This window comes from Streptosporangium sp. NPDC005286 (assembly GCF_040607515.1).
Taxonomy (GTDB): domain Bacteria; phylum Actinomycetota; class Actinomycetes; order Streptosporangiales; family Streptosporangiaceae; genus Streptosporangium.
Genome location: NZ_JBEXGU010000017.1, coordinates 1 through 20,723 on the forward strand (window position 1 = coordinate 1; position 20,723 = coordinate 20,723).

23 protein-coding genes are annotated in these 20,723 nt (G+C 62.8%); 15 read left to right on the forward strand and 8 right to left on the reverse strand.

Features of this window, described 5'->3' with window-relative positions:
* Positions 1 to 561 precede the first annotated feature (561 nt).
* Both ABZU75_RS09150 and ABZU75_RS09155 read left to right on the forward strand, forming a co-directional pair.
* Positions 562 to 1,488, forward strand: a complete 927-nt coding sequence (locus ABZU75_RS09150; protein WP_355551139.1) for a hypothetical protein — start codon at positions 562 to 564, stop codon at positions 1,486 to 1,488.
* Positions 1,489 to 1,572: 84 nt separating this feature from the next.
* Complete coding sequence (locus ABZU75_RS09155) at positions 1,573 to 1,761, forward strand: hypothetical protein (protein WP_355551141.1); 189 nt, start codon at positions 1,573 to 1,575, stop codon at positions 1,759 to 1,761.
* Between the two features lie 161 nt (positions 1,762 to 1,922).
* On the opposite strand, the gene ABZU75_RS09160 is transcribed toward ABZU75_RS09155, so the two are convergent.
* Positions 1,923 to 3,821 carry a DUF2075 domain-containing protein gene (locus ABZU75_RS09160; RefSeq protein WP_355551143.1) on the reverse strand — a complete coding sequence of 633 codons (1,899 nt, stop codon included), beginning with the start codon at positions 3,819 to 3,821 and terminating at the stop codon, positions 1,923 to 1,925.
* Positions 3,822 to 3,983: 162 nt separating this feature from the next.
* Between ABZU75_RS09160 and ABZU75_RS09165 the strand changes: the two genes are divergently transcribed.
* Complete coding sequence (locus tag ABZU75_RS09165; RefSeq protein WP_355551145.1) at positions 3,984 to 4,340, forward strand: nucleotide pyrophosphohydrolase; 357 nt, start codon at positions 3,984 to 3,986, stop codon at positions 4,338 to 4,340.
* Between the two features lie 240 nt (positions 4,341 to 4,580).
* Here ABZU75_RS09165 and ABZU75_RS09170 read toward each other — a convergent pair whose 3' ends face one another.
* From ABZU75_RS09170 to ABZU75_RS09180, 3 genes are all read right to left on the reverse strand, one after another.
* A complete protein-coding gene (locus ABZU75_RS09170; protein WP_355551147.1) occupies positions 4,581 to 5,198 on the reverse strand; it encodes a hypothetical protein in 618 nt (205 codons plus the stop codon).
* A 501-nt stretch (positions 5,199 to 5,699) separates the two neighbouring features.
* Entirely contained in the window at positions 5,700 to 6,938 is a 1,239-nt protein-coding gene (locus ABZU75_RS09175) for a hypothetical protein (RefSeq protein WP_355551149.1), read from the reverse strand.
* A gap of 1,041 nt (positions 6,939 to 7,979) precedes the next feature.
* Positions 7,980 to 8,588, reverse strand: a complete 609-nt coding sequence (locus tag ABZU75_RS09180; protein WP_355551151.1) for a hypothetical protein — start codon at positions 8,586 to 8,588, stop codon at positions 7,980 to 7,982.
* A gap of 648 nt (positions 8,589 to 9,236) precedes the next feature.
* On the opposite strand from ABZU75_RS09180, the gene ABZU75_RS09185 reads away from it, so the two are divergent.
* From ABZU75_RS09185 to ABZU75_RS09195, 3 genes are all read left to right on the forward strand, one after another.
* Complete coding sequence (locus ABZU75_RS09185; RefSeq protein ID WP_355551153.1) at positions 9,237 to 10,688, forward strand: hypothetical protein; 1,452 nt, start codon at positions 9,237 to 9,239, stop codon at positions 10,686 to 10,688.
* A gap of 61 nt (positions 10,689 to 10,749) precedes the next feature.
* On the forward strand, positions 10,750 to 11,073 hold the full coding sequence (locus ABZU75_RS09190) for a hypothetical protein (protein WP_355551155.1): 324 nt from the start codon (positions 10,750 to 10,752) through the stop codon (positions 11,071 to 11,073).
* Between the two features lie 333 nt (positions 11,074 to 11,406).
* Positions 11,407 to 12,390, forward strand: a complete 984-nt coding sequence (locus tag ABZU75_RS09195; RefSeq protein ID WP_355551157.1) for a restriction endonuclease — start codon at positions 11,407 to 11,409, stop codon at positions 12,388 to 12,390.
* Positions 12,391 to 13,214: 824 nt separating this feature from the next.
* Here the strand turns inward: ABZU75_RS09195 and ABZU75_RS09200 are convergent.
* Positions 13,215 to 13,481, reverse strand: a complete 267-nt coding sequence (locus ABZU75_RS09200) for a winged helix-turn-helix domain-containing protein (RefSeq protein ID WP_355551159.1) — start codon at positions 13,479 to 13,481, stop codon at positions 13,215 to 13,217.
* A gap of 261 nt (positions 13,482 to 13,742) precedes the next feature.
* Between ABZU75_RS09200 and ABZU75_RS09205 the strand changes: the two genes are divergently transcribed.
* From ABZU75_RS09205 to ABZU75_RS09215, 3 genes are all read left to right on the forward strand, one after another.
* Entirely contained in the window at positions 13,743 to 14,063 is a 321-nt protein-coding gene (locus ABZU75_RS09205; protein WP_355551161.1) for a hypothetical protein, read from the forward strand.
* Between the two features lie 23 nt (positions 14,064 to 14,086).
* Complete coding sequence (locus tag ABZU75_RS09210; RefSeq protein WP_355551163.1) at positions 14,087 to 14,443, forward strand: hypothetical protein; 357 nt, start codon at positions 14,087 to 14,089, stop codon at positions 14,441 to 14,443.
* Between the two features lie 84 nt (positions 14,444 to 14,527).
* Positions 14,528 to 15,079 (forward strand): hypothetical protein, encoded by a 552-nt coding sequence (locus tag ABZU75_RS09215; protein ID WP_355551165.1) that lies wholly within the window; start codon positions 14,528 to 14,530, stop codon positions 15,077 to 15,079.
* Here ABZU75_RS09215 and ABZU75_RS09220 read toward each other — a convergent pair.
* The 3 genes from ABZU75_RS09220 to ABZU75_RS09230 all read right to left on the reverse strand — a co-directional run bounded on the left by ABZU75_RS09220 (position 15,015) and on the right by ABZU75_RS09230 (position 17,288).
* Positions 15,015 to 15,608 (reverse strand): guanylate kinase, encoded by a 594-nt coding sequence (locus ABZU75_RS09220; RefSeq protein ID WP_355551167.1) that lies wholly within the window; start codon positions 15,606 to 15,608, stop codon positions 15,015 to 15,017. The two genes, ABZU75_RS09215 and ABZU75_RS09220, sit on opposite strands and share 65 nt — an antisense overlap.
* Positions 15,605 to 16,648: an AAA family ATPase gene (locus tag ABZU75_RS09225; RefSeq protein WP_355551169.1), complete on the reverse strand. Its 1,044-nt coding sequence runs from the start codon at positions 16,646 to 16,648 to the stop codon at positions 15,605 to 15,607. The genes ABZU75_RS09220 and ABZU75_RS09225 overlap by 4 nt, the downstream gene beginning before the upstream one ends.
* A gap of 274 nt (positions 16,649 to 16,922) precedes the next feature.
* Entirely contained in the window at positions 16,923 to 17,288 is a 366-nt protein-coding gene (locus ABZU75_RS09230; RefSeq protein ID WP_355551171.1) for a winged helix-turn-helix domain-containing protein, read from the reverse strand.
* Positions 17,289 to 17,471: 183 nt separating this feature from the next.
* Here ABZU75_RS09230 and ABZU75_RS09235 point away from each other — a divergent pair, with 183 nt between their 5' ends.
* Genes ABZU75_RS09235 through ABZU75_RS09260 form a run of 6 tightly spaced genes read left to right on the forward strand, consistent with a single transcriptional unit; the run spans position 17,472 to position 20,633 of the window.
* Positions 17,472 to 17,819 (forward strand): hypothetical protein, encoded by a 348-nt coding sequence (locus ABZU75_RS09235; RefSeq protein ID WP_355551173.1) that lies wholly within the window; start codon positions 17,472 to 17,474, stop codon positions 17,817 to 17,819.
* A complete protein-coding gene (locus ABZU75_RS09240; RefSeq protein WP_355551175.1) occupies positions 17,816 to 19,192 on the forward strand; it encodes an FtsK/SpoIIIE domain-containing protein in 1,377 nt (458 codons plus the stop codon). The genes ABZU75_RS09235 and ABZU75_RS09240 overlap by 4 nt, the downstream gene beginning before the upstream one ends.
* Positions 19,193 to 19,215: 23 nt before the next feature.
* The gene (locus tag ABZU75_RS09245; RefSeq protein ID WP_355551177.1) at positions 19,216 to 19,929 is read left to right on the forward strand and encodes a DUF2637 domain-containing protein; all 714 of its coding nucleotides are present in this window, start codon (positions 19,216 to 19,218) and stop codon (positions 19,927 to 19,929) included.
* A 17-nt stretch (positions 19,930 to 19,946) separates the two neighbouring features.
* A complete protein-coding gene (locus ABZU75_RS09250) occupies positions 19,947 to 20,312 on the forward strand; it encodes a hypothetical protein (protein WP_355551179.1) in 366 nt (121 codons plus the stop codon).
* A 16-nt stretch (positions 20,313 to 20,328) separates the two neighbouring features.
* Positions 20,329 to 20,505, forward strand: coding sequence for a hypothetical protein (locus ABZU75_RS09255; RefSeq protein WP_355551181.1), 177 nt, complete (start codon positions 20,329 to 20,331; stop codon positions 20,503 to 20,505).
* Entirely contained in the window at positions 20,502 to 20,633 is a 132-nt protein-coding gene (locus ABZU75_RS09260) for a hypothetical protein (protein ID WP_355551183.1), read from the forward strand. The genes ABZU75_RS09255 and ABZU75_RS09260 overlap by 4 nt, the downstream gene beginning before the upstream one ends.
* The last annotated feature ends 90 nt before the right edge of the window (positions 20,634 to 20,723 follow it).

Below are 20,723 nucleotides of genomic sequence, written 5' to 3' on the forward strand. Positions count from 1 at the left end.
GTCACAGCGGTGGCCGTCCCTCGAACCTGTGGCCCTAGGCCTACAGGTTCACATGCGCACGAACTTGCTCGGCCTCACGATCTGCGGCTGGAGTACTAGTTCCACACCTGCCGGCAGGAGCTACTGGACCGGACCTTGATCTGAAACCACCACCATCTTCTCCATGGGCTGCGCGAGCTCGAGATCGTTTATAACGAGCATCGGCCGCACCGGGCTCTCCGGCAGACAACTCGGCTTCGGCCACTTCCCGATCCCAGCACCAACCAAGCCTCTATCACGCCGCTCGACATCCGCCAACATGATCGACTCGAGGAGTCTTGAAGGAGTACTGACATGCGGCTTGACCTGGCGAGATAATTAATCGGCACCCGTAGGGCCACCATGTCGCCTTGATGGTCTGGTGCCGTACTGGCTGGACTGATCGCGAGCCGAGCGACTGGTTCGTGATGCGTGGTCTGCGGTAAGGTGATGATCACTTTGCTGTGGCTCATCAGCCTTACCCGCTCACCGCCGCAGCGCCTGCTTCGCTTCTTCGGAAGCGCAAAGTGAGGAGTCTGCTCCATGAGCAAGACTGCGTACGTCTACGTCCCACGCAACTCGATCACCAACTTCACCATCGGGATCGACAACGGCGTCTGGGGATGGCATTCCGCCACGCTGGACAAGGCCGGCGGCCGGAAAACCATCGCCTCCCTTGAAGTCGGTGACTACCTTCTGTTCGGGCATCGCGGCCCTAACAGTCGCGTCGCCGTACAGGGATGGCGCGACGCGCACCTACAACGGGTCGTCGTTGGTCAGATCACCCGGCCGTTGTATTTCGATGATTCATCGCTCTGGCCTGATGACGTCTATCCGGAGCGGGTGGATGTCGACATTCTCAGCGACGACACCGATGTCACCGGATCCATGCTGGCGGCTGATGCGATGGAGGCGCTTCGGATGTCGGCCAACAAGCAGGGAACCGCTGTCCTTAGTAGTTCTGACGCCGTACTGGCGCTCGCGGGAATACGCCAGGACACTGATCCGCAGGATGCCCTGGAGCTTGGTGGACTTCTGACGATTGATGGATCCACCGACGTGGTCAGGATGATGCTCGGCCGGCGCGAACAGCAGAAGCTACGTCGTATGAAGTTCGGCATGCACCCCCTGTTGACCTGTGCTCTGTGCGGGCGCACGCTGCCGCGGAAACTGGTGCGTCTCGCACACATCAAGCTTCGCTCGCGCGCTAGCCACACGGAGCGGCTGGACTTGAACAACGTGATGAGCGCCTGCCTGGCAGGCTGCGATGCCTTGTTCGAGTACGGCTACGTCTACGTTGACAACGAGGGCATCATCCGCTCCTCGATCTCGGAGACCGATCCGTCGGATCTGGGAAAGATCGCCGAGGAGCTGGCCGGTCGGCGATGTGCCGAACACAGTGCAGATAGCGAGAAGTACTTCGCGTTCCATCGGACCGAGACCGTTAAGGGTCTCGGTTCCCTCTCGTAGCTGGTCGTGCGGTAGCCGCCTGTATGGATCTGCCCCACGTCCTGGTGGGGATTCCCCTGTCTTCGGTCGTCTGAGGGACCACCCATGCTTATGCCTTTGTCGCGTTGGCAGCGCACGCTCATCGTTGCCGTCCTTGTCCTACCGATGTTAGTGATCATCGTGTTGTCCTTGCCGGTGTGGCTCTATCTGCCGTTCCGGGAGGCGGGACGGGCGTTCATCTTGGACCTAGTTCGAGAGTTCACGAAGTGGATCAAGGCGGCCAAGGGCGAGTGAAGCCGTAGATGGCCATCGCGCGGTACCGTCCGAGCCGCGCGAGGGCCGTAACATCCCGTTGTGCCGCTTGTAGACCAGTGGATGAGAGTGAGCTTCCCAAGCCGGCAAGCCGCAGGACCCGCGTACGGCGCGTCACTCATCTGGGAAAAGGCCAGTGGTCATTACTCCGGTAGGACGGGCACACCGAGTCTGGCGAACAGGCGGTTGGTGGTGAGGTCTTCGGAGTACAGAACGGCGCCGCGCATGCCGCGGGTGGCCAGAACCCGGTAGGTGTTGCGAACGAGCTGGTCGAAGCGGGGGGCAACGTTGACTGCGGTGTCCTTGTTGGCTCTGCGGTCGGATCTCCACCCCTGTTCGGTCCAGGTCAGGTCTTTTCCGAAGATGACGCCCGCGTAGTCGTACTCGAAGCCCTGGGCTGTGTAGATGCAGCCGACCTGGTCGAAGCCGGCCGGGTCGGTGGCCCACAGGCTGGAGGGAGGAACACCGTTGACCGTCCGGTCGGCCTTGGAGTTCCAGGGGCGGTGCCAGTCGTCGATCTTGATGTCGTTGACCAGGGCGCCGTTGTGCTGGGGTTCGCTCCAGGGCCAGCAGAAGCCGGCCGCGATGCGAGCGGTGTGTCCCTGGGTCAGCTTGGTCCGCAGGAAGTTCTCCATCACGGCGGGGGTGCGGGCCACGTACAGCTCGAACGTATCCAGCGGCAGCCACCGCTGCGGACCCTGCTGCGAGCCCAGGTCCAGAAGGTTCTCGATCCAGGTGACGTATTCGGGGCAGCCGCCGCAGCGGAACTGGTGACGCAGGTCGATCTGGTGGACCTTCACTCCCATCGCCGTGGCGGTGTCGTGGATGAGTTGGACGGAGCCCACCTCGCCGCGGCGGACCAGCTGGTGTTCGTCCAGCAGGAACACCGGGACTTGTGCGGCGTTGATCAGCTCCTGTACCTGAGGTGGTGCCTGACGGTTGTCGTCGTACCCGTTGCGGGTGTCGCGTTTGCGGGAGGTCTCGCGCAGCCGATGGGCCTCATCGCACAGCAGGACGTCCAAGTCGTTGGTGGTGGCGTGGGTGTAGCTGTTGAAGTAGGAGAAACTGCGCCGCGCCCGTGGGTCGACCCTCTCAACATTGTCACGCAGGGTCTGGGTGAATGATCTGCTGCCGGTGGCGTGAACGGCACGCACGCCTTGGCGGTTCAAGGCGCCCAGCAGCTCGACGGCGATCACGCTCTTGCCGGTGCCGGGACCGCCCACGATCACGACGGCCTCCTTGGGGGCGCCCTGTTTGCTTCTGGTGACCGCGCCTCGCACGTAGTCGTAGGCTTCTCGCTGCTCATCCAGCAGTGGGAAGACCGACCGGTGGCAGACGCTCTCGCTGACCACCGCCATCAGGCCTCCGGTCGGCAGCACCGGAGCCTCCAGGAGCTCCTGGGTGTAGTGGGCCGCCTTCTCGGGGGCCAAGGCGGTGCGAAGAGCGCGTTTGAACTGCTCGCGGTGATCTTTGCCGTACATCCGCGCATAGAGGGGATCGCACTGCAGGCCCATGGCGGAGGGCCGGATCGTCGCCAGGGTCTCACCGGTGGCGTTGTGCATGTTGACGATGCAGGAGACCTCGGCTGACTGCTTCAGCAGGGGGATGTAGTCGATCAGGACCTGGCGGTAGTCCCAGACCTGCCTGACCGGATGCAGCCGCGGGTTGCTGTTGGGTGCCCCGGGAGCGTGCACCATCTGCGAGCCTGGATCCGGCTGCACCCACTCCCACTGCTTGTTCTCCACCACGACCACCGACATCCGCCCGTTGCCCGGATGGGACCCGACCAGCACCAGGTCCATGCGCACGTCGGTGATCGGAATCTTGAACTCCACCAGCACCTGCACCTCGGCCAAGCCCGCCTCCAGCAGCAACTCGACGACCGTCGGGATGCTGTTGCGCCAGGATTCGACCTCCCTGTCGTCCAGCCTGCCGCCGATCAGCTCGTCGAAGCTCCGCCTGAGCTCCCTGATGAGATGTCCTGCGGAGATGACGTTGGCGAGGTCGCCGGCAGTTGCCCGGTACAGACAGCGTGAGGCCACGAAAGCCGCTCCTTCACAAAGTGGCGCCATCCAGACGGAGGTGATGCTTGGTGTGAGACGTACCGTAACGCCGTTCACCGACAATTATCGGTTTCCGTCAGCTCCTGTTGCGGGTATCGATTGTGAGTTCCAATGACGACAGGGGCGGTAAAGTCGACACCTGTGGCGACAGAACTTGAGGAACTCGCTGGGCGTCTTCGCCGGTTCGGCGCGGAGCGTGAATGGGAGAAGTTCCATACCCCGAAGAATCTGGCGATGGCCTTGGCCGGCGAAGCAGGAGAGCTACTGGCTGAGTTCCAGTGGTTGACTCCCGAGGAGTCCCAGCGCCCAGACCCTGAGACGCTGGGCCGGATCCGTGGAGAGCTGGCTGATGTGCTGAACTACCTCGTGCAACTCGCCGCCGCCCTTGAGGTCGACCTGGTGGAGGCTGCCCACGACAAGATCGACGTATCCGAACGACGGTACGCCTCTGACATATACCGAGGTTCAGCACGCAAGGCACCCCCGCTGTCCTCCTGAAAGAAATCGGCTATTCAGGCGGACAGAGCTAGTGAAGTTGAAAAATTCGGACAGAAGGCGCAGATGCGAGCTGATTTAACCCTGATGGAATTTCGGAAACTATCCGCCTGAGTGGATGCAGATCACCCGAAGCAACTTGAAGGAAAAACCAACAGGTCGGTCCTCGGTGACCCTGAAGGCTAGGTCGCGGCCAGCGGCACGGTTGGACTAAAGGCGACCATTGAGCAGTTCGCCATTCGGTCAGAATGTCTCACCAAGCTCCATGGTTTCCACCTCTTCGAACAGTGACTCGAAGGTGGCTTCACCCGTTTTTTGGTCGACGGCGATAGTGGTGATCAGGCTTTCTCCGTGGAGTTGGCTATCCCATACGGTCTCTACTGAGACTTCTCCGTTCTCACGCACCCCGGTCGCCGACGCTTGGACATGCCCGCGATCGACATGATCCAGTATCTGTTGAGCGATACTTCCATTGGTTTCGATTCCGGATTCGGATTTGAGCTCTAGGCTCGCGGAGTCCAGGCGCATCTCTGTTATGAGCTGATCGGTTTCGGATTCCCCTTCGTCGCTCGACGGAGGAGCCAACCTAACGCTCAGGCGGATAATTTTGTCGACTGTTTTCCTCCACTCCTCGAATGATTTCTCTTTCGCTGGAGAGGATATTTCCCACTGTTCGTCCATCTGCTCGCGGAGAATTGCGCGAAGAGCTCCCGTAAATGAAGCGACCCGTATGACGGGTGATCTCACCTGGAAGACTGCGGCGAAATCGGAGAGACGGATCACGAAAGGCGATGCGACACCGGCAGCAAGGGTTTCCGGTATGAAGTCCAGCTGTCTGTCGTCCCAATGGTCTGTGCCCATCTCGGTTTCGCATCCGAGACGTCCGCGTATATAGCCTTTGGGAGTATCGACGCCGCCTATCCGCCACATGCGCCGGTACCAGACAGTGCGGATTCCTGATTGCAGGACGCTGAGTAGTCGTTCGGCCGGTGTGTCGAAGATGCTTGGTTGCGCCGGTGGCACTATCCGGACACGGGCAACCCGTCCTACAGGTCGAGGCGGCATTCCGGAACTGTATGTCACGGCCGCGGGCATGTCTCGTATTGCGGAGGTGATTGTTTCCTGTCGCATGCTCAACTGGAGAGCTGTATTGCAAATTCCAGATAGCCGAAATTCCGCGGGAAGGGCTGGTCCAGTAGATGTCCAAGGGAGTCGTCCGCAGCCTGCTACCCACTGCAGGCAGGCGAGTGGGCGCGGCATCAACCTGGAGCTGGAGGCCATCCACCAGAGGCGTTGTCTGTGACGGTGGGACAAGCGGCGCTGGCGTCCAGTCCGCTGATGCGCAAGAGCGGGCCATCTCTTTCACCTGCGAAAACGATTTAGGTAGTGCCATTCGAAGTAGTGGCGGCTCTCTTCGGTGAACGACAGACAAGCCCGGCCAGCGAGGTTTGAGAGTCGAGTTGCGAGTAGGTCATTGCTCTCCGAGGTCGCTGCGAGGATCTTTCCGTCCTGATCCACTGAGATGTAGCCCGTCTCGTAGAGGGCATCACAACCGAACTGGCACGCTGGCATTGCGATGTGTGCGAGGTCACGGCGCTCTTCGTCGGTGCAAAGGCTTCGTACTTTGATGTGAGCGGCGACCAGGAACCGCACGGGCAAGGTATCGCCGCATAGGGCGCACTTTGCAACGGTGTCTGATCTAAAAAGTAAGCGGCGCAAGCGGGCTTGCTCTCCGCGTTGGGGGGCGGTGACCGGTCGGTCCAAATCGCCTTCGTAGCTGAAGCTCTCCCGGTCGTGCTCCACCGTGGCAGGTGCATCAGGAGGGCGCACAGCGATGATGGGGGGAGTTCCTTGCCTCAGCTCGACTCCCGGGAGGGTGAGGAGCACTGCACCGATGAAGGCGCTCCGATAGCCCACATCATTGGGGTGAATCGTGACGCTGCTCTGAGTCCGAAGCGTGGTGAGCGCAGCCTGTAGGTCTGCGATGGGAACGAGCTGGCCATCTGGTGATTGATCGGTTGCGACGCGAACGTTGGGAGGCTGTACAGCGAGGATGCGGTTGCGGCGTCCAGTGACGGTGGTGATCTCTTCGCCGAGGAGTCGCCGAAGCAGGTTGGTGGCGCTGTCGTTCGCCTCCGCGGGAAGCACGACGGGCATGTCGGCGAACCGTTCATCGAACTGATGCATGAATCGGTCGCCAAAGTCATCGTCCAGTCGGAAGAGATAGCCCTGGTTGACGCCACCCTTAAAGTTGAACGGACCGCCGGGTGATGAGTGGCCTGTGCGCCACTGTTGCGGGATCTCCTCCAGCAGGACTGGCCGCGTCGCCTGTCGGTAAGCCGTCCGTATAAGTCGACCGTCCTGATCCCAGTTCTCTGACAAGTCATCCGGTCGAAGGGAGTCGACTGCTGCGGCCGTCACTACACTCAGCGCGATCACCTTGGATGCGTAGTGGATCACGTTGTCGCCGGGGCGCACCTCGATCATGGTGTTCCAGTGCGACTTGCGGCGTCCGTTCCTGTCGACCTTGGGCGCCCACAGGATCCCGGCTGCTTGCTCTTGATCAAAGGTGTCCCCCTGATTCACCCACCAGATCGCCATACAGTAGATCCCTCCTCGCTCTCAGAGTGGTCAGAGTAGAGAACGTGACCGACATAGACAGCGATCATGACTCTGGGGGATGAAAACCGGTACCCAAACTGCAACCCGCGCAGGGTTCGAGTTACGCACCGTGCATGCTTCTGCCCGCCTGATCATCTCGTCTGCCTCGTCCCACCGCGAAGCGGCAGCAGGCCGGCAACGGAGGGGCAAGCCCGTCTTCGCGTGTCCGTTCACCCGTCGCCGTTCCTCGCTCGTGGGATGCCAACCGTCACAGACGGGCTTGAGCCTGAGGAAATGGCCTGCTGGGCTTGCCTGGGTCGAGACAGACGGGATGATCAGATCCATCTCAGCCACAACGGCCCTATGGTCGCGTACCAGCGATCATCCCGGAGTCGAGTGCCCCCGCCGGAGGCATAGCGGTTTTCAAGAGGGCTACGTCCCGAGAGAACAAGAGGGCTCTGAGCAGGGCAGGAACCTTCCTCTTAGCATCGCCCACAGAAGATCATCCCGCACATATCCCGCGTACCCGGTTCGATACCTTGACGATGTGTCGATCAGCGAACGCCATCTGTCAGCCGAGGAGCAAGCCGTCATCCTGGCTCTTCTCACGCAAGATTTCCCCGGCGTGGAGGAACTTCGCGCTCAGGTCCCTTCGGCAATCGTGGCCGGACGGTGTGGGTGTGGATGTGCAACGGTGGATCTTCGGGCAGGAACAGGGCCTCGTGCGCTCGCCTCCCCGGTACAAGACGGGGTACTGGTATCCGCCGGCGTGCGAGGGCGCAATGACGGTGTCCTGCTCTTCGTCGAGAACGGCGAGTGTCCCGTTTCCATGCCGAGCCCATACGCGGTTCTCCGGATCGACCACGATGAGCGAGACTGGGTGGTTCATGTGGTGCTCTGTCAGATCATCCACTGCGGGGTACGAGCCGGTGATCCTGCCAGTGCCACCCCCTTGATCAAGTGACCCCGCAGAGTCACAGAACAGGGGATGCCCACCGCACTCCCACTGGCGAGACGGTGGGCATGATCGCTTGACAGAGATCAATCCTCGGTCGGCGGTGTCCGCTGTTCGGCAAAGTAGTCCGTCGCCCCGAACACGTGGTCGTTCGTCCGGAACACCTGGCGCCCATAGAGGGCGTGCTGGCAGATGCGCGAGCTGTCGCCGTCGCTCAAAGTGAGTTTGCGACGATCCACGGCAGGTTCGGTGAACCACTGCTTCACGCTGAGCAGCTCGAAGCCGGCGATCCCCGTCTTCTCTTCGTCACCGTAGACGAGCTCCCGGAGCCCGTGCAGAACGGAGTCGTGGATGAGCTGACAGGACTTGCCGCTGGGGTCGACAAACGTCACCCGCCAGGACCATCTGTCACTTTCGGAGAGCTTCGTAGAAGGGGCGAAGTTCCCCTTGTCGTCGCTCAACCATTCCGCGTACGGCCCGATCACGATCTTGTCCCACGTCACATCGCCGTTCCAGGGCGATGAGGAGAGGAAATTCTCCGCGATGCGGCGGGTCTCCTCGTCGGCGATCACATGGGATCCCGTCTGGGGAGGAGGAGCGGTCCCTTCGAGAGCGCGGCGGGCCACGTTGTACGGCTCGCCGGTCTGATCCATCCGCTCGCGGATGTCGGTCTTCTTGGCCTTGTCCTTGGTCATCGCTTGTCCTTGTCCGGCGGAAGTCCCACGCCCTCACCGCCCAGCGATGTCAACGACACGAAGTGCTCGGTTGATCGAGGACTGATCATGCGCGAGTCGGTGACCCTTGGCCTCCTTACCGGTCGCGGCGTAGGCGGGACCGGTTCGGCGCGGGCAGGCGCAGACGCTGCCGACCCACCATGCTAGTGGCTGCCGCTGCCCTCTGCCACCGTACCGACTCTCCCTACGGGACGGTGCACGGTCCGGGTTCGATCGGAATCGGTGTGTCCGTGGCCTCGGGCGTGACCTGAAACTCGCAGATGTCGGCGTGCCGGCCGCGAGCACGGCAGCGTATAAGGCGGTGGCGACGCGAGTAGCGCATGGGGTAACTCCCAGAACCAGCGTCCTGATAGTGGGTGAGACGCCGGCCCCGGTTCGTGGGTTCACACTCAGCGGAGCAGCCAGTCCAGTGGACGCGGACGCGGCACAGCGTGGCCGGGGCCAGCCGGAGCGCGGCGTACCCAAGGCCTCCACCATGAGGTGGATGCGACGAGTGGGCAGCTTCCGTATCCCCACCGAACCTCACAACACCTTGACGCCACCGTAACGCCAGACCTACAGAAGCGGATATACCTCATGCGTAGATCGTTCCAACGGAAGGACAAGAGGATGAGAGTATCGGAATTCTTCGATCTGGGACGAACTCAACCAGCGCTTGACTTTGTCGATATTGACACTGTCAATGACGTCAGCGTTTTTATCGAGCCAGCCGCTATTCGCTATGTCGACGACGATTGGGGGCAGCAATGCATGATAATGATCACAACATTTTTCGACTCCCTCCTTGACGCAGCAAGAATGGGAGATTTGCAGAGGTTGCGTTATCTCCTCCTTAATCTGAGCGAACCAAACGAGACCCACCTTGGATGGTCGATAGGAGAATCTAAGGGGCGGGGCCTGGGCGCCAAAAAGGCGGAAAAGGTCATTGAGAGCCTTAGATCCAGCAGGGCTATCCATAGTGGTCTTCTGGAAGACCTCGAAGACGCATCAATTTTCGTGGACCAGATTGGGCCAGATATCGTTTCCGACATCACGACAAACGTGATACGTGGGATGCTTATTGCCTACACGCAATCGGTGTGCGACTACCATGACATCCCACTTACGGAGGTTCCCTCAGGGCCGGTCTGGCATCCACATCGCCAGGAGTGGGAAACCGGATTTGCCATGCTCCCTGTCGCCTCCCATGGAAAGCTGTTGCTTGTTCCGAAAGTCATAGCCCGCTACCGCCCCCACCTCGACCGGGATGAGTACTACCGGCATCATCTACTCCCTAATCTGCAAGCCGAAGAGCTGGCAAATCCGGGAAGCCGTTTGGTGCAAGTAATGAAGGACGGCGAAAGATATGTCACCAAGAAAGTGTTAGAGGAGCGCTATCCGAACAGGAAGTCTGTCGTCACAAACCTAAGCCTCCAACGTACGGGCATTTTTGAAGCTTACCGTGAAAAGAAAAAGGCAGTCTCTTCACGGCCACTAGGTCATCGGGAATTAAGTACGTACACCTCAACCCCTTTGCCCGACTTTCCCAAACTTCTCGATGATGTCCTCTCTGTCCCGACTGGAACCGCGCACGCGACTAAGTATCATCACGCCGTAGAAGCTTTATTGACCGCGCTTTTCTATCCGTCGCTGTCTGAGCCTAAGATCGAAGCGAAGCTCCACGAAGGCCGCAAGAGGGTCGATATTTCATATACCAACGTAGCATCAAGTGGATTTTTCCAGTGGCTCCGAATCCAGCGGGTTCCCTGCCGCTACTTTGTTGTGGAATGCAAGAATTACGGAACGGACTTAGAGAACCCCGAGCTCGATCAGATCTCGTCCAGGTTTAGTCCGCTCAGAGGCCAGATTGGTATTTTGGCCTGCAGAGGCTTCAGGAACAAAGATTTGTTCAAGAAGCGGTGCCGTGATACCGCGCTCGACTACCGAGGGTTCGTACTAGCCCTCGATGATGAAGACCTGCGCGAACTTGTCGAAGAGGCCGAAGCAAGCCTCAATCCTTTAGAGCTCAAGCCGAACGAGTTCCAGCTACTCAAGACAAGGTTCGATGAACTCGTGTCTTAAGCGCTCTTACAACGCATGTAAGCTGCGGCGGCATTCTGATGGTCTCGCAGCCTGCGCCGAGATGCTGTGGAAGCAACCCGGGGCGTGGTCCTGCAAGGCCGACGTGGACGGCGTGCTGATCGTGCTCATCGCCTTGGCCGCGGCGGCCGGCGGCGTCATGGCGGGCCGGACGCGGCGCCGAGTCGCACTGGGGATCGGTGCGTTCCTTCTCCTCGCCACCTTCGAGGGGTTCGTGGCGGTTCTCATCGTCGCGGGCGGCGAACACCTCGCGGATGCGACCATGATGATCCGATGGCACCTCCTGGCCGCAGCGGCGCTCGTCATCGCAACCACTTTCCGGGATCGAACACCAGCGACTGACCCTGAAAAACTTAACCCGCTGTAGAGGCGGAACAGGGAACGATGGAGGCCCCTTCATTACGAGTGAGGACACGATCGTCGAGAAGCCGGAGCAGGTACGCGAGATGCTCACTCACGTGACGCTCCCTCAGTGGGGCGTTGGCGACCACATGTTCGCGGCGCGTACCGCAGCACTGGACTGTGATCTCGTATATCCGACGCCAGGTTTGCGGGTACCCTCCGAGCTTTCGCAACCACCAGCAGCGATCCCCTCCAATCGCCTCTTTCATGCCACTCAGGGGGATCAAATATGCGAAACGGATACCCCAATCCGTTCGGCCCATGTAAGGTCGGTAGCCTTCAGTAAAGGGGAGAGTGCGTGACTGAGAGCCACAATGCCGTCTGGAAGGCTTTGTTTGCGACTCTTGACGCTATGCCTGACAACAGTAGCAGCGCCGATAAGCAGCGTCGGGGCAACCAGTTCGAGCAAGTGCTCTACATGATGTTCGCAGCGGCTGGCATGGAGCCGAGAACCCGATACAGGCCGATAGGAGAAGAGATCGACGGCTCTTTTCTTCATCATGGCAGGCCAATGCTGCTTGAAGCCAAGTGGACCAGAGACCCCATTCCCGCATCGACGCTCTACCAATTCCGCGGCAAAGTCGACGGGAAGTTGATCGGAACGCTTGGGGTGTTCATTAGCATGGCTGGGTACTCAAATGATGCAGTCGATGCTCTTGTGGCGGGCAAGACCTTGAATCTAATCCTGTTCGATGGCAGCGACATGCGTAAGGTAGCTCGGCCTAACGGAGTCGGAATCGAGAAAGCGCTCGACCTCAAGCTCCGGGCAGCTGCAGAAGAAGGAACACCTTATGTTCCTTTGCCGGATCCAGCCGCACAAACTCTGACATCACAAAAGCTGGTTGTTATCGTTGAAGGCTACTATGATGCGCGTATCATTTCCACTCTGGCACGTAAGCATTACGCCGAAAAAATGATCTCGGTTATTCCCGCGATGGGGCGCCTCAACCTTCCGCTTGTAGCGCAAGTGCAGCTCAATCAGTTTCCCGAAGCCAAAGAAATAGTGATCATCGCTGATGGCGACGGTATGCCAGCAGAGGTCCGACTCGATCTGGAACGAGCTATTTCCCCTGCCGCCACTACCCAAGGACCAAGGATTACACTCGTTATCCTTGAACCAGATCTTGAAACCGCCCTCGGACTTATCCTGCCGGGAGAGCGTCGGCGTCCGGAGCCGCCGAAGGTTGCTGAGCGACTCCTAGAACTCGATCTGTGGCGGCTCGCTGAGTCCAATCCAGAGCTTGCACGGTTGTTTCGCGCACTGAAATTACTGGAAGATTGAGCGGACATGGTTGGATGCGTAAGTCCGTAGAGGGCTTCGGGGCGGCAGTAGGTGGGGCATGCGCTTGCGGTGCTGACTCCACAGGGCGTCTACCGAATCCGGCAGCCCGAAGTACTCGCGCACCCTGGTGAAGAACACTTCACAATACGGATGACCTGACCGGTCCAGCTAGATCAACCACTCCACCGTTTCATCCCCGAGATCACACTCTTCGGCGAACTCTGCAACCCACCTTCGGGACGCCTGGTCTGGGTCGATGAGGGTGTTGCCCAGGTCGAAGAGCGCAAGCCGTTGCACAGCCGCACATCCTATGGGGCCTAGTCCCTGGCGCCAGCGGGGTGCGCATGTCAGCCATGGTCGGGCGGTGGGCCGGGGTGAGGAACGAGCCCTGGACCTTCGATCGCCCTTAACCTCGTGCGGTGGACAGCCACAGCGCGATCGGAACCTTTATCGGTGTGATGGCCCACCCCTAGCTCAGCCAGGGCGGCGGGAACTTGCTGGGAAGCCGTATGACCAGGGGGATGTTCTCGGCATGCCGTAGTCGAGAGATCTCCGTGACGGTGTCCGGCGGGACAGATGACAGGTGGCCAGCGCCCAATTGGCATGACGAGGAGCATAGGGAGCGACTCTCGCTGTCTTATTGGCGGCTTCTGCTGGCCCTCGGGTGCGCGGGGCGGTGCGTGCCCGGACCGGCCGAAGAGCCGCAGCCGGGCACGCTTGCCGCCCGGCGCGCCCGGCGGGCCGCGCAGCGGGCCGCCTTTAAAGACGTAGAGAAACTTCTCATCCGGAGTAAGCAGACTCCGGTGATCTTGAGGCTGTAGTGGCTACTCGGGTGCCTCGTCGGGCTCCGCGGTGCGTTCCTCGGCGGTGGTGACGAAGCTGCCCATGCCGCGTTCGGTTCGGATCCATCGGTCCTTGCGTAGGGCGTTCATGACCTTTTGTGCGGTCTGGGTGGCGATGCCGAACTCTTGGGTGAGGTCGACGACCGAGGGGATGCGTTGGCCTGGCTTGTACTGGCTGGCCTCGATGCGCTTGACGATGATGTCTCGTACCTGTCGCCACCTGGGCAGATCATCGCGCAACTCGGTCATGAGCACACGGTAGAAGCCCGTAGCGGAGGGCACTCCAGCGGAACATACTGCTGTGTTCTATGGTGTTCTATAGAATTGCATGTCTATGATGCGGCCATGGCATCGGCGAGCGGTGGCCTACGTGCCAGCTCGGGACCGCTTCCCCACACCAGTCCCGTCCCCTGGCGCTGGAGAGCGCCAAGGGACACGGTTCCGGGTTCCGCTCACCGATGTCCACCCACCAAGAGCTTTCGCCGAATGACGTGGAGAAGGGAGTAAGCCGTGACCGCGACCTTCCCCGACGACACAGCGGTAAGGGCTGCCGAAGAGCTCCGTGAGGCCCTGACTCGGTACGGGATCACTGCTGATGTGCATGACGGGTACGGGCTGGCGCTCGTGTCGGTCTGGGTGGATCTGATCGTGTGGTGCCGCGGGGATCAGTTCTGGTGGCGTACCGGCTGGAACCCCCGCCAGTACCGCCCTGTCTACGCCCGTCACCCGGTGAGCGAACCTAACCAGGCCGCGCATCGCGTCGCCCTGCGGTACGCGGAGCTGCGGCAGATCCATCCGCTGCCGGAGCAGAGAGCGGCGTACCCGGCATGACCGCATCTGGCGGGAGGTCGCTGATGCTGCCGGTTCGTTCGCCTGGGGTGGCTGCCGGGGCGCTGGTGCGGCCTGCGGAGAATCTTCGCCTGGGGGATCTCCTGGCTTTCGAGCGTGATCGTGATCAGCCGTTCCGGATCACTCCGGTCCCCGGCGAGGAACACGAGCGCGGACATCGTGCCGTTGATCTCGTGTGGGGACAGGTCACCCAGCTCGGCCGCTTGGGTAGTGGTGGCTGCTGGTTGAAGCCGCCGACGTTCCTGCTGTCGGTCTTCTGCTCGTTTCCCGCGGACGGCTCTCTGATCACCACTCTGTTCAACCATTCCCCCGTGCTGCTCTGGCCTGGCCACAGACAGCGGGGCGGGGTGGTGAACCCATGAACGGGCGTGACGATGTTGGCCCTGGGAGGGGTGCGCCGTCATGCCTCACCCCACCGGCCATGCCTGGAACGGAATGAGGACGCGATGTCTGAACGGTTCGCTCAACAGCTTCCGACCTGGCCTCTGCCCGCGGTGGGCGCTGGGCCGGTGATCGAGGGGTGGCAGACCGAACAGAGCGGGTGGGGCGTCTTCTCCGCGCGCCGCGACCCCGAACTCGTACTGACCGAACAGGAGATGCTCGCCGGGCTCGCCGGGCATCTGGTCGCCGAAACGGCCGAGGAACTCCTCCAGCTGGCCGACGAACAGCAATGCATCGCAGACCGGCTGAACGATGTACCGCCGGTGTGTCCGCACTGCGGGCGCGCCCAGGGAGACGCGCCGCTGATCGTGACGGCGGATGAGTCCTCGGTCACGGCTGAGCGGTGCGCCCGAAGCTACGCGCCTGTGGCTGACTGCCTTCACCACGAGGTGGAGTGGACCCGTCCGAATCCTCTGCCCGATGGTGCCCGTTGTCGACAGTGCGGCACCTGGTGGCGGCTGGACCTGATCCCCGACGAGGTAGAGGCTCGTCTCAAGGGCGGCACCCCTGTGACTGAGGACAACCGGCCTGCCGTAGTCGATCGTAGGCACCCCTGATCTCGCGTGCTGCGGCGTCGGCTCCGAGACGGTCGGTGTGGAGGCGTAGGTGAAAGAACCCGGCGTCGGTGCTGGTCTCCAGGTCGGTGAGTGTCTCGTCCCATGCGGTCAGGCGCTTGTGGGTGTCGACGTCACCGCGGCTTCGGGATCGCTGTTCGGTGACCTCGCGCGGGACCCACAGCAGCACGCGCAACCAGGAATCCGGGGCGCGGCCAATCAGACGGCGCAGGTCGCCCAGGTTGCCCATGTGCACGACGGGGACGTGGCCGGCGGCGTGGCGGTCGTCGATCGTCTGGCGGTCGATGGCGTAGACGTTGCCGTAGCGGCGGGTCTCGGCGACCAGCCGGCCCGCGTCGCGGAGCTTGTCCAGATGCTCGGCACTGACGAACTCGTAGCCGTCTGCTCGGCCGGTGCCGACCTTGAGCTTGGGCAGCAACGTGAACCGCGAATCCAGCCGGGTGAGGGCGGCGGTGATGGTGTCCTTGCCACTGGCGGGCGGGCCGTAGATGACGATTCCTTGCGGGCTCACGTGAGGATCCGCTTGAGGGCTTCGCGGGTCTGGTCGGCCAGGCTGATGGCCGCGCCGAGCCGGTTGTCGATGGTGACGTGTGCGGTGGGCGGGCTGGCCTCGACGTTCAGACTCGCGGCGTACTGCTCCCAGTTGCTCAGTTTCCACGCGTCGCGGGCGGCTCCGCGGAACTCGATGTACTCGCGCATCGACTCGGGATCGCAGCGGACCCAGATCGCCGCGACATCGATCCCCTTGGCCGCGCACCGGTTCTCCAGTCGGGCAAACCACGCCTCGTCCTTGAGCTCGGCGATGAACGGGGCCGCCAGGATGGCCGAGGTGCCGACGTTGAGGTTGTCCCACGCGGTCTCCATCAGGCACCGGTACTCCAGCGGGCGGACCTCCTTGAGATACAGGTCGGTGTGGCGGTCGTTGGGGTCACCCCCGAGGGAGACGAGCAGCCGCTCGACGATGGAGCGGGTCAGTGAGTCCTTGTCCAGGAACGCCCACCCGGTGATGTCGGACAGGAAGCGAGAGAACTCGGTCTTGCCCGATCCGGCGTATCCACCGACCAGGGTGAGGATGGGGCGGGGGCTGCCTCCGCCGTGGCGCCTGCGCCAAGCGTCGACCACGCGGTTACGAAGCAGCGCTTGCGGGGAGTCGCCCGGCTCGATGCCGCCGACGGAGACCTTGGTGAACGTCTCCTCGATGACCTGGGCGGCGGCGTTGTCGGCTGCGGGATCGGCGGGCGTGGGCAGATCGGAAATCACGATTTCCGCTTTCTGTGATTCACCGGGCAGAGGGGGGCGAAACCCTAGTTCGGGTTCGGTGGCCTGGTAAAGCAGGCAGTAAGCGCGCCGGTAATGCGGGCCGGGGAACACGGTTCCTTGCTCGTGGCCCCACAGCGTTTGGAAGTTGGCGGCCGGGACGCTCAGACCGTGGCCGCTGGCTGCCTCGCGCAGACGCTCGCCTGCGCTCTCCAGGGTGAGGCCGTGGGCTTCGCGGTGTTCGCGCAGGCGGGAGGGGGTCCAGCCGGTTCGCTGGGTCGTCTTCAGTTGCATACTTTCGCCTTCACGCTTCGGGGAGGTGATGCGGTGTGCGGTCGTGCATATGAAAACGCTTGTGTAAATGGGTGTTGAGGAGAACTGAAGAAGCTTAACTAGATCGGTGTGATACCGGAAACCCCCAGCTCACGGTGAACTTAAGCCATCCCGAAAGGCGAAACGCACCGCAGAGCAAGGGAGGAACCCGTGAACGTCGACCCACAGCGGATCAGCTGGGAATTGGCCGCGATTCGGGCAGAGCTGGACGAGTTGGCATGCCGGATCGGTGAGATCACTTCGGCTTTGCGAAGACTGCCGCCTCCAGAGCGGCGAGTCGATCACCCAGCTCCTTGACGCTCTGGCGCGTCTGGGCAAGCTGGTCCAAGATCTCGGCGTTCACGTCTGGTGCCTCGGGCTTGGAGGTCTCGGCGGGGGCCTGGCGGACGAACACGCCCTTGCCCTGCTGGCCGATCACCAGTCCCTCGGTACGCAGCACGCTGATCGCGGCCTTGACCACGCTGGCGGAGACGTCGAAGCGCTCGCCCAGCTGGGCGATGGAGGGCAGCGCCATACCGGGCGCGAGTGAGCCGGTACGGATCTGGCCGCGCAGCTCGTCGACGATCTGCAAGTAGGCCGGCTGGCCGGTCTTCTCCACCATCGCACTCGTCTCGCTTCGTGTTGTCGCTTGTGACGCACTTGGCGCGTCTGTACGCGCATTGCACCTACCCAGTTCAACACACGCTTGCAAAGAAACCAACCAAGCCGCCGAAGCACTCATTGACAACATAGAATTCTAAGCGTTCTATGTATGCCAAGGCTTCCATCTAGCAAAGGAACGATCATGCGGACCATCCCCATCCCCGTCGACGTCACCAAGCTCCAGATCACCTGCGTCAAGGCCGCCAAGCCCCGCCTCGTCAACAAGGACACCGGCGAGATCAAGCGCGACAAGGACGGCAACGTCATGTACGAGCTCACCTTCCTGTTCGAGGACGACCTTGGCCGGATGGAGCTGGTCAAGGTCAGCACCACCCCCGAACCACAGATCACTCCCGGTGAGGAGGTCGTCCCGGTCGGCCTGGTCGGCTACGTCTGGGAGCAGGGCGGACGCTGGGGCATCTCCTACCGGGCCGTCTCCTTCCACCCCGCCGGTTCCGTCCTCTCTGCCGGGATGGGGGCGGACCTGTGATCGACCTCGGCCACCCGTTATTCAAGGTCCTCGCCGTCGTGCTCGTGCTGCTGGCCTGGCGGCGCTGGGCTCCCCTCTCCTACTGGTACGTCCTCGTCTTCCCGCGCAAAGCCGTCTGGCTGCGCTGGTCCTGGCGTCACGTCGCCTCCGGCTGCGGGCTGACCAAGAAGCGGCACCGTTGGTGGTTCACCACCGTCCCCGGCCTGGTCGCCTCGACCGGCGTCGTACAGGTCAAACGGCGCTTCCAGCGGGTCGCCGTCGACACCAAGCCCTGGATGGGCCTACCTCGCCCCGTACGGCACGGCTTCCGCATCACCTTCCATCTCCTCGACGGCCAGGTGCCCGACGACTACGCCAAAGTCTGTGAACGGCTCGCGCACGCCTGGCGCATCGAGGCGGTTCGCGTCGTCGGCTCCCGGCCTGGCCGCGTCACCCTCCAAGGGATCACCCAGGACCCTCTAACCCACGTCGCCCCCGCCATGCCGCCGACTGAACCGCGCGACGGCTGGCGGGCCGAGGACCTGCTGAGGCCCATCGTCGGAGTACTGGAGACCGGCGCGGCCTGGCGAATGGACCTGCGCCTCATCCCGCACTGGATGAACGCGGGCGCCACCCAATCGGGCAAGTCCAATCTGATCAACGCGCTCATCGTCGGGCTGGCCCCGCAACCGGTCGCCCTGGTCGGCTTCGACCTCAAAGGCGGAGTCGAACTGTCGGCCTACGCCGCTCGACTGACCGCGCTGGCCACCAGCCGTGCCGAGTGCCTCGACCTGCTGAGCGACCTGATCGCGGTTATGGGCGCGCGGATGCTGGCCTGTCGCCGCTACGGGGTCCGCGACATCTGGCAACTCCCCGACGCCTCCCGCCCGATCCCGGTCGTGGTCCTGGTCGACGAACTCGCCGAGCTGTACCTGACCGCCGACAAGGCAGAGAAGGATCAGGTCACCCGTACCGCTACCGCGCTGCTGCGTATCGCCCAGCTCGGCCGCGCCTTCGGCATCCACCTGATCCTGTCCGGGCAACGGATCGGCTCCGACCTCGGCCCCGGCGTCACCGCGCTGCGTGCCCAGATCGGCGGGCGGGTCTGTCACCGGGTCAACGATCCCGAGACCGCCGTGATGACGCTAGGCGACCTCGACCCCGACGCGCTGGTTGCTGCCCGGTCCATCGCGCCGGAGCTGCCCGGGGTGGCTGTGATCACCGGTTCTGACGGCCGGTGGTATCGCGCCCGGTCCGGCTATGTCTCCACCACCGCCGCAGAGCAAGCCGCGGGCACCTACGCCGAAATGGCTCCGTCGTGGAACCAGGTAGCCGCTTCCGGCCTCGGTCACGAACTGCCCGGCGTCGACGACATTCCCGAACTCATCGCCTGAGACCTCTCGGAAGGAGAATCACCGTGACCGCGACCGCGCCGCGTCTGGCCGTACGGCTGGCCGACTCCGCGCCGGTGCTGATCCTCGCCGTGATCGCCGGGGCCGGCAGCTTCACCCACATCCGCGACACCGCCACCGAACACGGGCAGTCCGGCTGGATGGCCTGGGCCATAGCGGTCTGCGTCGATCTCACCTGTGTCATGGCCGCGCGGGAACGACAGCGCGACAAGAAGAACGGAAGGGAACGAGAGGGCTGGATCTCCTGGCCGACCCTCGTCCTCGTCGGCGGGATCGCCCTGTCACTGGCCGCGAACCTCGCCCAAGCCCACCCGTCGGCCTGGGGGTGGATCACCGCCGCGACCCCGGCAGGGGCGTTCCTGATCGCGGTCTCCATGCTGGAGCGCCGCTCCACCGACCCTCGTTCCGAACCGCCCCCGGCACCCGTTCTCGTCCCGGACGCCACAGGGCAGACCGTTCCCGAACTCACCACGCCCGTCCCGCTGCCCGGCCTCGTCGTACCCGGCCAGAACGAACCCCAGAACGGCACCGAGAACGCCCGGAACGACCCCGGACCAACAAACGAGCTCCTCGACTATGCGCGTCGCGTCGCCGACGAACACCACGCCCGGCACGGCAGACCCATCACCCGCGATGCCCTGCGCACCCGCCTCGGAGTGTCCAGTCAGCTCGCCTCCGACCTGCTGCGCACTCTGCGCGACAGCCCCGAACCCGCCTGAACGCAAAGGAGAACCCCATGCCCAACACCACTGGCCGCGCCGCTCTCATCAAGGGTCTGCTCGACCTGGCCGCCTTCCTGGAGGCCAACCCCGAGGTCCCGGCCCCCTCCTTCCCCAAGCTCCACCACTTCGCCGCCGGAACCGACGACGAGATCCGCGCCGAGATCGACACCATCGCCCACCTCCTCGGAACCCAGATCGACCCCGGCGACATCGGCTACGGCCACTACCGCACCAACCGTGCCTTCGGACCGGTCGAGTACACGGCCGTGGGCATCCTCGCCCGCGCCAAAGCCCGCCACGAAGCCGACAGCTCCTATGCGGGCTGCGTCGACCCCGCCCCCATCACCCCCGCCGCCGGCAACCCGGCCTGCGCCGCCTGACCAGAAAAGAGACCCCATGCGCATCCGCATCGACGGCACTTACGCCGAAATCGTCCACGCCGCCAACAAGATCCGCACGATCCTCCCCATCGGCTCGGTCTCGCAGATCCTGCCGCTGCATGAGCGGCCACACACCTGGCGTGTGTTCCTCGATACCGCGCCCAAGCGCCCCGAAAGGAGGTGGATCACGTGACCGGCAACCAAGACGCTCCGCTCGTCGACATCGCGCCTAAGCGCTGGCTGTGCTGCCACTGCGGCGGGACCGGTGTCGATGGTCACGGCCAGACCTGCGAGTACTGCGAGGGCCTCGGCTTCAGCTGAGTCCTTGGCGCCCCCGGCGTGACCACACATCCGCCAAGACGTCCGCCACGTCGGGGGCCATCCCATACCGAACCCCGAAAAGCCCGGAAG

Coding starts and splice junctions, on each gene's coding strand:
- ABZU75_RS09150 (WP_355551139.1), top strand. CDS start 562: ATGAGCAAGACTGCGTACGTCTACGTCCCACGCAACTCGATCACCAAC.
- ABZU75_RS09155 (WP_355551141.1), top strand. CDS start 1,573: ATGCTTATGCCTTTGTCGCGTTGGCAGCGCACGCTCATCGTTGCCGTC.
- ABZU75_RS09170 (WP_355551147.1), bottom strand. CDS start 5,198: ATGGGCACAGACCATTGGGACGACAGACAGCTGGACTTCATACCGGAA.
- ABZU75_RS09175 (WP_355551149.1), bottom strand. CDS start 6,938: ATGGCGATCTGGTGGGTGAATCAGGGGGACACCTTTGATCAAGAGCAA.
- ABZU75_RS09180 (WP_355551151.1), bottom strand. CDS start 8,588: ATGACCAAGGACAAGGCCAAGAAGACCGACATCCGCGAGCGGATGGAT.
- ABZU75_RS09185 (WP_355551153.1), top strand. CDS start 9,237: ATGAGAGTATCGGAATTCTTCGATCTGGGACGAACTCAACCAGCGCTT.
- ABZU75_RS09190 (WP_355551155.1), top strand. CDS start 10,750: ATGCTGTGGAAGCAACCCGGGGCGTGGTCCTGCAAGGCCGACGTGGAC.
- ABZU75_RS09200 (WP_355551159.1), bottom strand. CDS start 13,481: ATGACCGAGTTGCGCGATGATCTGCCCAGGTGGCGACAGGTACGAGAC.
- ABZU75_RS09210 (WP_355551163.1), top strand. CDS start 14,087: ATGCTGCCGGTTCGTTCGCCTGGGGTGGCTGCCGGGGCGCTGGTGCGG.
- ABZU75_RS09215 (WP_355551165.1), top strand. CDS start 14,528: ATGTCTGAACGGTTCGCTCAACAGCTTCCGACCTGGCCTCTGCCCGCG.
- ABZU75_RS09225 (WP_355551169.1), bottom strand. CDS start 16,648: ATGCAACTGAAGACGACCCAGCGAACCGGCTGGACCCCCTCCCGCCTG.
- ABZU75_RS09230 (WP_355551171.1), bottom strand. CDS start 17,288: ATGGTGGAGAAGACCGGCCAGCCGGCCTACTTGCAGATCGTCGACGAG.
- ABZU75_RS09235 (WP_355551173.1), top strand. CDS start 17,472: ATGCGGACCATCCCCATCCCCGTCGACGTCACCAAGCTCCAGATCACC.
- ABZU75_RS09250 (WP_355551179.1), top strand. CDS start 19,947: ATGCCCAACACCACTGGCCGCGCCGCTCTCATCAAGGGTCTGCTCGAC.
- ABZU75_RS09255 (WP_355551181.1), top strand. CDS start 20,329: ATGCGCATCCGCATCGACGGCACTTACGCCGAAATCGTCCACGCCGCC.